Genomic DNA, 10,300 nt, shown 5'->3' on the forward strand with positions numbered 1-10,300 from the left:
GATGGGGGTGGGGGTGGGGTTAGAGCTTGTATTCCTTTAGGAGGCCTCGGCTGATGATGGTCTTCTGGATCTCCGAGGTGCCCTCGCCGATGAGCAGGAACGGGGCCTCCCGCATCAGCCGCTCAATCTCGTACTCCTTGGAGTAGCCGTAGCCGCCGTGGATGCGGAACGCCTCCTGGACAACCTCGGCGCAGTATTCCGAGGCGAGCAGCTTGGCCATCCCAGCCTCGACGTCGTTGCGCTGACCGGCGTCCTTGAGCCGGGCGGCGTTGACCATGAGGGCGTGCGCGGCCTCGATCTTCGTGCCCATCTCGGCGAGCTTGAACGCGATCGCCTGGTGCTTGGCCAGTGGCTGGCCGAAGGTCTTGCGCTGCTGGGCGTACTGCACGGCCAACTCGAAGGCGCGGATGGAGATGCCGCAGGCGCGGGCGGCCACGTTGACCCGGCCCACCTCGATGCCGTCCATCATCTGATAGAAGCCACGGCCCACCTGCTCGGCGCCGCCGAGGATCGCGGAGTCGGGCACTGTCACGCCGTCGAGCACCATCTCGGTGGTCTCGACGCCCTTGTAGCCCATCTTCTCGATCTTGCCGGGGATGGTGAGGCCGGGAGCGGTCTCACCGAAGCCCGGCTCCTTCTCCAGCAGGAAGGTGCTCATGTTGCCGTAGACGGACTCCGCGCCGGTGTCGGTCTTGACCAGGGTGGCCACCACCGAGGAGTACGCCCCGTTGGTGAGCCACATCTTCTGCCCGTTGAGGACGAAGCGGTCGCCGTCACGGACGGCCCGGGACTTGATCGCCGACACGTCGGAGCCGGTTTCGGGCTCCGACATGGAGAACGCGCCGCGCACCTCGCCGGTGGCCATCTTCGGCAGCAGGCGGGCCTTCTGCTCGACGGAGCCGTGCTGGGAGATCAGGTACGCCACGATGAAGTGGGTGTTGACGATGCCGGAGATCGACATCCAGCCTCGGGACAGTTGCTCCACCACCAGCGCGTAGGTGAGCAGTGATTCGCCGAGCCCGCCGTACTCCTCGTCGATGGTGAGGCCGAAGAGCCCCATCTCGCGCATCCCATCGAGGATGTCGGTCGGGTACTCGTCGGCGTGCTCCAGCCGCTGCGCGTGCGGGATGATCTCCTTGTCGGCGAACTCCCGAACGGTCTCCAGGATCGACTGTTGCACATCGGTCAGGCCGGGCGTCTGGGCGAGTCGGGCCATCTCAGCCTCCGGGGATCCGCGCACTACTCGTGGGTAACTGAACGCTGGGTCAGTATCGGCCTCTCGGGTCGGCGAGGCCAAGGTGACCAGTCCACACAACCGCTGTGAAAAGGTTCACCGCTGCGGGTAGCGTCCGGCAAGAGGGACTTTTCCGGCACCGGCAGGAGGAGGACAGCTGTGAGCTACCCGCCGCCGTCGGGACCGCCCGAGGACGAGCAACCGCCGTCACCCTACGAGCCACCCAGGGACCAGTCGCCGTACGCGCCACCGCCGGCCGGCCAGCCGCCGCAGCCGGACCAGCCGGCGTACGAGCTACCAGCGGAACGGTCACCGTACGGGCCACCCGGTGACCAACCGTCGTACGGCCACCAGGGGCCACAGCAGTCGGCGCACTGGAGCCAGCAGCCGCCGTACCCCCCGCAGGGCCCCTACGGTCAGTACGGCCCACCGCCGGCCGGACCGGGTCGGGGCACCAACGTGCTGGCGATCCTGTCGCTGGTGTTCGCGTTCGTGTTTCCGCCGGCCGGTGCCGTCCTCGGCCACGTGGCCAAGCGGCAGATCCGCACCAGCGGCGAGGACGGCGACCAACTCGCGACCTGGGGTCTGATCCTGGGCTACGTCTTCACCGGGCTCACCGTGCTGGCCTGCTGCGGCTGGCTGGCGCTGGTGGCCTTCAGCAACACCGGCGACAGCGGAGGCTACTGAACAGACGGGCCGGCGCGGACCGTCACACTCAGCGGAAGCGAGCCTCCCGGACGCTGTTGCCGCCGTCGACCACCAGCATCTGCCCGGTGATGTACGAGGCGGCCGGCGAGCAGAGGAAACTGATCGCCGCGGCGACCTCGTCCGGCGTGCCCGGTCGCCCCACCGGGGTGCCCAGCCCCTGCTTGATCTCGGCCATCGTGGACGCCGCTGTGTAGATGGTGCCGGGTGCCACCGCGTTCACTGTCACGCCGTCGGCGATCATCTCCATGGCCAGGGCCCGGGTCAGCCCGACGACCCCGGCCTTCGCCGCGGCGTACGCGGCCTCGGTGGGCAGGGCGTTGACCGGGCCGGCCGTAGCGGCCAGGTTGACGATCCGACCCCAGCCCCGCTCGGCCATTCCCCCGATGAACGCCCGACTGCACAGGAACGCTGTGGAGAGGTTGCGGTCGATCTCACCACGCCACTCGTCGTAACTCAGCTGTGCCACCGGCCGCAGCACGCCCTGGCTGGCCCGACTGGCCAGGCCGGCGTTGTTGACCAGCACCTCGACGTCGCCCAACTGCTCGGCGACCGCGTCGGCCAGTGCGCCGACCTCGGACTCGTCGGTCAGGTCCGCGACGAAGCCGGTCACCCCCAACTCGGTCGCCCGCTCGTGGATGCGTCGGGTGGTGGAGACGATGGCCACCCGAGCTCCCAGGTCGGTGAGCCTCCGGGCGGTGGCGTACCCGATGCCGTCCGGGCTGCCCGCCCCGGTGACCAGGGCGACCCGCCCGTCGAGACGCATGGTGACCGGGTCGGCGAGCGCGACCGGCTCGTCCGGGCCGGAGCTGCCCGTCGGGGCGGCCGTCCGGGCCCGCCGGGCCGCGCCCGGACGGCTGACGTCCCGTCGGGGTCGACTGCCGGAGCGGTCCGCGGCGCGCGCGTCGAATGCCATGCCACGGATCCTGCCCGTTACGACCGGCCCGAGCAACGCGGCACCCGGAAGCAGGGGCATCGGGTTTGGGCGGCGCTGGCTACCCTGTCTCCGCACCCCGACCTGACGGAGAGTTCGCATGACCAATCCCCCGCCGCCCGGCAACTGGAACGATCCCACCTGGTCGGCCCAGCCGTCGAGCCCCGCACCGGATCCGACCCTTGTGGCCGGTCAGCCGGTGCCCGCACAACCTGGCCCGGTCGACCCCTACGGACCGGCCGACCCGTACGCCCCGGTCGACCCGTACGCCGGTGCGCAGCCGCCAGCCGCCCAGCCGATGCCCTCATACGCCCCGCCCGGGTACGCCCCCACCGGCTACCCGCCGCAGTACGCCGGCTACGGCTACCCGCAGCCACCGAAGACGAACGGGTTGGCCATCGCGGCGTTCGTGCTGGCCATGCTCGGCTTCACGTCCTGCATCACCGCGCCGGTCGGCGCGATCCTCGGGCACGTCGCGCAGAAGCAGATCCGGCTCAGCGGCGAGGGCGGTGCGGGGATCGCTAAGGCCGCCATCATCGTCGGCTGGATTCTCACCGGGTTCCTGGTGCTGATTCTCGCCTTCTACGCTGCCGCGATCATCTACGCGATCGCGACGAGCGACAACGGCAGCAGCTACTGACCGGCGGGCTGGTCGGCGTACCGCCGATCGTCGAGCCGGATCGGCAGCCGGCGGCTGTCGTCCCGGCCCGGCCGGTCACCGCGCCGGTGGGGTGAACGACGAGGTACGGCCCATCCCGGCGGCCCGGCCCTTGGCGGCGACCACCAGCGCCATCTTGCGGGACGCCTCGTCGATCATCTCGTCGCCGAGCATCACCGCGCCGAGCCGACCCCCGGCCTCCGACGTGTAGTGCTCGTACGCGTCGAGGATCAACTCGGCGTGGTCGTAGTCGGCCTGCGCCGGCTGGTAGACCTCGTTGGCGGCGTCAATCTGGCCCGGGTGCAGCACCCACTTGCCGTCGAAGCCCAGCGCGGCCGAGCGCTTGGCCACCTCGCGGAACCCGTCGACGTCGCGGATCTGCAGGAAGGGGCCGTCGATGGCCTGCTTGTCGTGCATCCGCGCGGCCATCAGGATCCGCATCAGGATGTAGTGGTACGGGTCGCCCGGGTAGTCCGGGATCAGGCCACCGACAACCATCGACTTCATGTTGATCGACGCCATGAAGTCAGCCGGGCCGAAGATGATGGTCTCCACGCGCGGTGAGGCGGCGGCGATCGCGTCCACGTTGACCAGACCGGCGGCGTTCTCGATCTGCGCCTCGATGCCGATCCGGCCGACCTCCAGGCCGATGGTCTTCTCGATCTGGGTGAGCGTCAGGTCCAGCCACTGCACCTGGGCGGCGGTCTGCACCTTCGGCAGCATGATGCAGTCCAGGTTGGCGCCGGCCCCCTCGACGACCTCGATGACGTCCCGGTAGGTCCACGGCGTGGTCAGGTCGTTGACCCGGACCACCCGGGTCTTGCCGGCCCAGTCGCCCTCGTTGAGGACGGCCACGATGTTCTTGCGCGCGTCCGGCTTGGCCAGTGGGGCGACCGCGTCCTCCAGGTCGAGGAAGACCTGGTCGGCTGGGAGCCCCTGGGCCTTGCCGAGCATCTTGACGCTGGAACCCGGCACGGCGAGGCACGACCGGCGGGGACGACCGACTGCGGCCATGGATGCGCTCCTTCCAGCGTCCAGTGGGCACGCCGGCGCCACCTGACGACAGATCCGAAAACCTTAACGATCCCAAAGGGCGTTGTGACGCCACGGTAACCTCGCGCCATGACCGGGGTGAATGGACCTGTGGAAGATCTCACTGGGCGTCGACTGGTGGTGGTGACCGGGGCCAGCTCCGGCATCGGCCTTGCCGCCGCCGTGCACCTGGCCTGCCGTGGCGACCGGGTGGCACTGGTCGGGCGGGACCCGGCCCGCCTACAGGCCGCCGCCGTTCGGGTACGGGAGACCTCCGGCGAGCGTCCGGAACTGTTCCGGGCCGACTTCGCCAGCCTCGACGACGTGCGCCGACTGGCCGAGCAGCTCCGGGCCGCGTACGACCGCATCGACGTGCTCGCCAACAACGCCGGCGCGATCGCGTTGCAACCGCTGCGCACCGTCGACGGCTTCGAGATGTCGATCCAGGCCAACCACCTGGCCCCGTTCCTGCTGACCAACCTGCTCGCCGACCGGGTCGGCCGGATCGTGGTGACCGCCTCCGGCGCACACCGCTTCGGCGCGCTCGACCCGGACGACCTGAACAAGCCACTGCGTGACTACCGGCCGATGGGCGCGTACGGCACCAGCAAGCAGGCGAACATCCTGTTCACCGCCGAGGCGGCGCGGCGCTGGCCGGGCATTCCCGCGTACAGCTTCCACCCGGGGGTGGTGCGCACCCGGTTCGCGAACGACAGCAGGTTGGTGGCGTTCGGCATGCGGATCATGCCGTTCCGCAGCCCCGAGAAGGCTGCCGAGACCCTGGTGTGGCTGGCCAATCAGGACCGCTCCCGGCTGCTCAACGGGGGTTACTACGTCGACCGTCGACCGCGTCGACCGTTCCGGAAGGCGGCTGATCCGCAGCTCGCCGCCCGGCTGTGGGAGGCCAGCGCCAAGGCCGTCGGTCTCGATGACTGACGCGGCCGGCGTGCTGACACTCGTCGCGCTCGTCGAGTTTCCCGCCGGTGCGGAGGCCGCCGGGCAGCGTTACGAGGACGCCGTGCTGGCCCTGCTCGGGCGGCACGGCGGCCACCTGGACCGGCGACTGCGCGGCACCGACGGGCAGGCCGAGGTACACGTCATCCGGTTCGACGGGCGGGCCGGTTACGAGTCGTTCCTCGCCGACCCGGACCGGGCCGCCCTGCGCGGTGCCCTGGGCCGGTCCGCACCGACGACCCGGGTGATCGAGGTCCGGGAGGGTTAGTCACCGATCACGCCGGCGGCGCAGCAGCGCCAGCACGAGCCGGGTGACCAGCACCGCCAGGACGAACCCCACCGCGAGCGCCCAGAACGGCGGCGGCCCGTAGTGGGGGCGGCCGGACTCGCGTACCGCCCCGCTGATCGCGAGGTCGGCGGCGACCGACAGGTCGGTGATGCCCTCCGGCGTCCGGAAGAGCACTTCCGGCGTGGTCGTCCCCCGGCGCAGCACCACGAGTTCCACGGCCTCCGTTCCGACCTCGTGATACGGCCCCCAGGCGATGTCGTGCTCCTCCGGGAGGTCCACCGCCTTTGGCCCCGGCACACCGACCAACGCGACAGCCTCGTCCGCCGAGCGCCAGCCGAGCAGGTGCACGAACGAACGGGAGCGCAGCGGCGGGAACGCCGCGCCGGCCAACGGGGAACCATCCACCGTGGACCTGACGGCCAGTGTCCAGGTGCGCGGGTAGGACGGCACCGGGCAGTCGGTACAGGTGGACCGACCCAGCAGGGCCACCGAACGGCCGTCCGGCAGCCACGACCCGGCCCCGGCGAGCCGCCCGCCCGCCAGCGGCAGCTTCCGGTACGGCTCGGCGAACCGATCCGCGTCCGCGTCGTCCACCCGGGTCAGCCAGACCTCGTCGCGGACCTGGAGGGCGAGATCGCCGCCGTCCGACGACAACGCGGCAGTGCGACCCGGCGGGACCCAGGTGGTGCCGACCCGCACCCGCAGCACGTCCGTTCCGCGATCCCGGTCGTAGACCCCCACGTACGGGGTGGAGTAGGTGTTCGGGGACGTGAACGTGGTGTCGTCGTCGGCGTAGACCAGGCGCTTCCCGTTCGGCGCGAAGGCGAGCGGGTAGCCGTCCGGACGGTTTGGGGTGGTCTTTCCGGACGTCAGGTCGAGCAGCGTCGCGCCCATCCAGACGTATCGGCCGTCCGGGGAGAGCGTCGCCTCGAAGCCGGCGACGGCCGGGTCGCCGTCCAGCACGCGGTAGCGGTCGCTGTCGGCAGCCACCACACCCATCCGGGTCTCGAACCAGTTGGTGCGGACGGCGGGACCACCGAAGAGCATCGCCGCCGCGCCAGGTGCCGAGTAGCCCACCGAGGCGGTCCGCAGCGGCGGGTCGACGAGCTTGCTCGGTAGGCCGGGGGTGTCGTGACGCGGGGCGGCGGGCAGCGGCAGGGCCACCGGGTGCAGCGCGTATCCGGTGCCGAGGAGCAGGACCAGGACGGCGAGCGCGCCGGCGACGGCGGCCCGGCCACGGCGGTGCCGCCTCCGTGCCGCGTCGAAGAGCCCATCCGGTACGCGCGCGGGCGGCACGTCGGCGGCGAGGTGGCGCAGCGCCTCGGAGAGTCGGGCGGTCATCGGGAGGTCACCTCCTGCGCGCTCTGGCCGACGAGTTCGGCCAACTCGGGGGCGAGCACCCGCAGCCGGCCCAGGGCGTGCCGGGTCTGACTCTTCACGGTAGTCAAGCGTTGTAAGAAGCCAGATGAGCCTTCGGGCCGCTGTTCATGCCTGGTCCTTGAGGTGTGACGAGCGCCGTTCATACGAATACGGTGGGCTGATGATCTGGATCGCCGGCAACGAGTACGGCACCGCCGCCGAGATCGCGCAAGGGCTCGGTCCCGACGTCACCGCAGACCGGGTTCGCGACTGGGCACGCCGCTCTGCCAACCCCGCCGACACGCTCCACGGCCTCTTGCCCCGCCATCACGCAACCGGCCGAGGTCGAGGGACTACCTGGTACCGCTTCGACCAGGCGGCCAAGGTGGAGGCCATCACCCGCCGCGCCAAGGGCGGACCGCCACGCACCGGCACCTTGAAGCGGCCAAGCGCGTCGAGTTGACGCCGGTGCACCGCAATGCGCAAAATCCATCACACATCCAACTTGTAGGTGGAATGTGCCCGCAGCCAGAATGCGCAAGCGCGGACCGGTAGTCATTCGGTTGCCGCGGGACAGCGAGACCCGCGGCAACGCGGCTCGGAACTTCATGACCAGCGGATGAAGTACTCGCCAGTGAAGTAGTACTGGTCGGCTCCGGGCTTCGTGGCCGTGTACCTGGCGTAGCGCTCGTGCATGCGCCCGAAGACCTGGTAGCGGTCGACGAACGGGAAGGCGTCGTCACCAACGGGGACCCGGAACGTGTGCTCGATTGCCGGGCCATCAATGAGGGTGACCGTGCGGTAGCCGGTCGGCGCCCGGTAGCGCCACGACCGGGGTGGCCAGCGCTCCTCGCGTTCTTCCCGCGCGAGCTGCCCCTGGTATTCGAGATCGTTCCACTCGTCGTCGTCCAACGCGCTTCGGCGGGCGGCCTGTCGGCCGGCCTGTTGGGCCTGGACGCGCCGCTCGTGCCGTACCGCTGCTTGCCGGGCGGCTTGGCGGCTGACACCGCGGGCGGCACCGATCTCGGCATAACTTGCCTGCGCCCGCTGGGCTTGCAGCGCAGCATCGTCGGCCAACTGGTCAAGCTGCACGGTCAGCTCACGGCAGGTCTGCAGGACGGCTAGGGCGTGCGCCCGGCGCTCGTCTTGAGGGCTGTTGAAGAACGGGTTGGAACTGGCGGTCTTTGCTACGCCGTGCTGGGCCAGCAGGTCCACGGCGCGGCGCATCGTCAGCTCGAACAGCTCTTGGCGAGTGTGGTCCACGAGCGACAATGCTAGTTGTCGCAATCCAATCGACGGCAACCTTCGTTGTCGATGGCATGGAGCCGCACGGAGCGCCCACAACCCGTCTGAGCTGGGAAGACGTGAATTTACCGAGATACTCTTGACCGGCATTCGTTCGCGTGCCACTATCTCCGCAGTAGGTGCAGCGCGCCCAAATTCGGGCGGAGCCCTTAAACCAAGGCGGAACCGATGAGTGGTGCCGCCTTTTTTGCTGCCCGCCCAACCCCTGTTCTCGTTGGGCTGGCTTTGGCAAGACCTCCGGCTACGTCACCATCTCGGTCGGGCTGGCCAGGTCGCCCTGCACCCCGGGCAACCATCGCACCACACCTGCTCTCCGCCGGACCTACAGTCACCTGACTGCTGCCGGCGGACCCTTCCCCACGAGAGGAGGTGAAGCCTCCCACGCGCCTCGAGCGATAGATAACCCCGAGTGGACGCTCGGGGTTTTTTCATGCCCAAAAAACGATCTTGAAGGAAGGTTCTGTGTTCAACGTGATGCGTCCGGGTGGGTCCATTGGGTCCGGCCCGGCCTGGGGAGTGGTGGCGCTCGCTAGCGGCGGCGCGGTGGTCTCCGCGCTTGGCGGCACTGCGGTGGGGCATCCAGTGGCGGGCCTGGTGGTTGCTGGCTGCGTGCTGATCGCGCCTTGGCTGCTGGCCGGGGTGCTGGTGGCGGCCGCCGCTGTGGTGGCGATGCGCGGACGCCGCGGGCGTCGGAGCACGGTGACCGGCGAGGGCACGGTCGAGGTGATCGACGCGCTGCGGCGGCTGGTCGACAGCGTGCTCGGCCGCTGAGGCGGTAGACCCCTGGAGAGAGTCATGACCATCGGCTGTTTTAGGTGCAATCACACAAGCGCGGAGCTCGCTGCCACCTCATTCACGATAATATCTCTTCTCGTGATAGAAGAACGGTCGCGACGACCGTCGGGCGGGCGGTGAGCCGTGACCTCGTCGCAAAAGGACGCCGACATCACCGGGAACGCGCCCGCGAGCCGGCAGCCGGTGATCCTGCGGGCTGGCACCCACGATCGGCTGCGCCGCGTGATGCCCGAGAGCACCCGCTGCGCCTACACCGGTGACCTGCGCCGCTTCCTCACCTGGTGCGGCGACCAGCAGTTGCTGGACGTGGTCCCCACTCTCGACGACTTCGACACGCTCGCCGCAGCGCTGCACGCCCTGCTGGCCGACGGCTCCGACATCCACATGGTCGTCACCGACTACGTCAGGTCCCTCGCCAACGCCGGCCGTGCCCCCGCCACCATCGAGCGAGCCCTGGCCGCGATCGCCGCCGCGCACCGCGCCACCGCCGCCGCTGCACTGCCCACCGACGGTCCTCGCGCCGTGCTGCGTGCTTACCGCCGTGGCCAGGCCACCAGCGGCCCTGGCGGGCGGGTGCGCAAGGCTGCCCCGGTTACCGTCACCGCGCTGCGGGCCATGGTCTCCGTCCTCGACCGGAGCACTCCCGCCGGCGTTCGCGACATCGCGCTGCTCGTGCTCGGCTTCGCCCTCGCGGCCCGGCGCAGTGAGCTCACCGCCCTGGACATCACCGACCTCGTCTTCACCCCCAACGGACTGCAGGTGACCGTGGGCACCGCCAAAACCGACCGGCACTCCGCCGGCCGGACCGCGGACCTCCCCTGGGGCATTGACCCTCGCACCTGCCCGGTGCACACCGCGCATGCCTGGCTCGCCACGCTGGCCGACCACCGGCGCACCACCGGCCCGCTGCTAGTAGTGCTTTGTTAGGTTCTGTGGCGTTTGTTGCGGTGTAACGGCTTCACGGGTTGGTGGCAGGTGAGGCAGGCGCCGGTCCAGGTCGCGAGGAGTCGTTGCAGCTCGCGGATGACCGCGTAG

Annotated in this window: 12 protein-coding genes; 7 read left to right on the forward strand and 5 right to left on the reverse strand. The window is 70.0% G+C overall.

Going from position 1 to position 10,300, the window contains the following annotated elements; all coding sequences use genetic code 11:
- Positions 1–19: 19 nt before the first annotated feature.
- Positions 20–1,216 (reverse strand): acyl-CoA dehydrogenase family protein, encoded by a 1,197-nt coding sequence (locus tag DLJ59_RS02575; RefSeq protein WP_124770906.1) that lies wholly within the window; start codon positions 1,214–1,216, stop codon positions 20–22.
- A gap of 177 nt (positions 1,217–1,393) precedes the next feature.
- Between DLJ59_RS02575 and DLJ59_RS02580 the strand changes: the two genes are divergently transcribed.
- The gene (locus tag DLJ59_RS02580) at positions 1,394–1,921 is read left to right on the forward strand and encodes a DUF4190 domain-containing protein (protein ID WP_124770907.1); all 528 of its coding nucleotides are present in this window, start codon (positions 1,394–1,396) and stop codon (positions 1,919–1,921) included.
- Positions 1,922–1,949: 28 nt separating this feature from the next.
- On the opposite strand, the gene DLJ59_RS02585 is transcribed toward DLJ59_RS02580, so the two are convergent.
- Entirely contained in the window at positions 1,950–2,855 is a 906-nt protein-coding gene (locus tag DLJ59_RS02585) for an SDR family NAD(P)-dependent oxidoreductase (protein WP_124770908.1), read from the reverse strand.
- Positions 2,856–2,973: 118 nt separating this feature from the next.
- Here DLJ59_RS02585 and DLJ59_RS02590 point away from each other — a divergent pair, with 118 nt between their 5' ends.
- Entirely contained in the window at positions 2,974–3,513 is a 540-nt protein-coding gene (locus tag DLJ59_RS02590) for a DUF4190 domain-containing protein (protein WP_124770909.1), read from the forward strand.
- Positions 3,514–3,588: 75 nt separating this feature from the next.
- Here DLJ59_RS02590 and DLJ59_RS02595 read toward each other — a convergent pair whose 3' ends face one another.
- Positions 3,589–4,545: an HpcH/HpaI aldolase/citrate lyase family protein gene (locus DLJ59_RS02595; RefSeq protein WP_124770910.1), complete on the reverse strand. Its 957-nt coding sequence runs from the start codon at positions 4,543–4,545 to the stop codon at positions 3,589–3,591.
- A gap of 129 nt (positions 4,546–4,674) precedes the next feature.
- On the opposite strand from DLJ59_RS02595, the gene DLJ59_RS02600 reads away from it, so the two are divergent.
- Positions 4,675–5,499 (forward strand): SDR family NAD(P)-dependent oxidoreductase, encoded by an 825-nt coding sequence (locus DLJ59_RS02600; protein WP_124770916.1) that lies wholly within the window; start codon positions 4,675–4,677, stop codon positions 5,497–5,499.
- Positions 5,492–5,785 (forward strand): hypothetical protein, encoded by a 294-nt coding sequence (locus tag DLJ59_RS02605; protein WP_124770911.1) that lies wholly within the window; start codon positions 5,492–5,494, stop codon positions 5,783–5,785. Before DLJ59_RS02600 ends, DLJ59_RS02605 begins: the two co-directional genes overlap by 8 nt.
- On the opposite strand, the gene DLJ59_RS02610 is transcribed toward DLJ59_RS02605, so the two are convergent.
- The gene (locus tag DLJ59_RS02610; protein WP_124770912.1) at positions 5,786–7,147 is read right to left on the reverse strand and encodes a WD40 repeat domain-containing protein; all 1,362 of its coding nucleotides are present in this window, start codon (positions 7,145–7,147) and stop codon (positions 5,786–5,788) included.
- 199 nt (positions 7,148–7,346) lie between these two features.
- On the opposite strand from DLJ59_RS02610, the gene DLJ59_RS02620 reads away from it, so the two are divergent.
- Positions 7,347–7,628 (forward strand): hypothetical protein, encoded by a 282-nt coding sequence (locus DLJ59_RS02620; protein WP_124770913.1) that lies wholly within the window; start codon positions 7,347–7,349, stop codon positions 7,626–7,628.
- Between the two features lie 143 nt (positions 7,629–7,771).
- Here DLJ59_RS02620 and DLJ59_RS36220 read toward each other — a convergent pair whose 3' ends face one another.
- On the reverse strand, positions 7,772–8,428 hold the full coding sequence (locus DLJ59_RS36220) for a hypothetical protein (RefSeq protein WP_158630771.1): 657 nt from the start codon (positions 8,426–8,428) through the stop codon (positions 7,772–7,774).
- A gap of 504 nt (positions 8,429–8,932) precedes the next feature.
- Here DLJ59_RS36220 and DLJ59_RS02625 point away from each other — a divergent pair.
- The gene (locus tag DLJ59_RS02625) at positions 8,933–9,241 is read left to right on the forward strand and encodes a hypothetical protein (protein WP_124770914.1); all 309 of its coding nucleotides are present in this window, start codon (positions 8,933–8,935) and stop codon (positions 9,239–9,241) included.
- A gap of 147 nt (positions 9,242–9,388) precedes the next feature.
- Complete coding sequence (locus DLJ59_RS02630) at positions 9,389–10,192, forward strand: hypothetical protein (protein ID WP_124770915.1); 804 nt, start codon at positions 9,389–9,391, stop codon at positions 10,190–10,192.
- The last annotated feature ends 108 nt before the right edge of the window (positions 10,193–10,300 follow it).

The sequence above is a fragment of the Micromonospora inaquosa genome, assembly GCF_003857055.1.
GTDB lineage: Bacteria > Actinomycetota > Actinomycetes > Mycobacteriales > Micromonosporaceae > Micromonospora > Micromonospora inaquosa.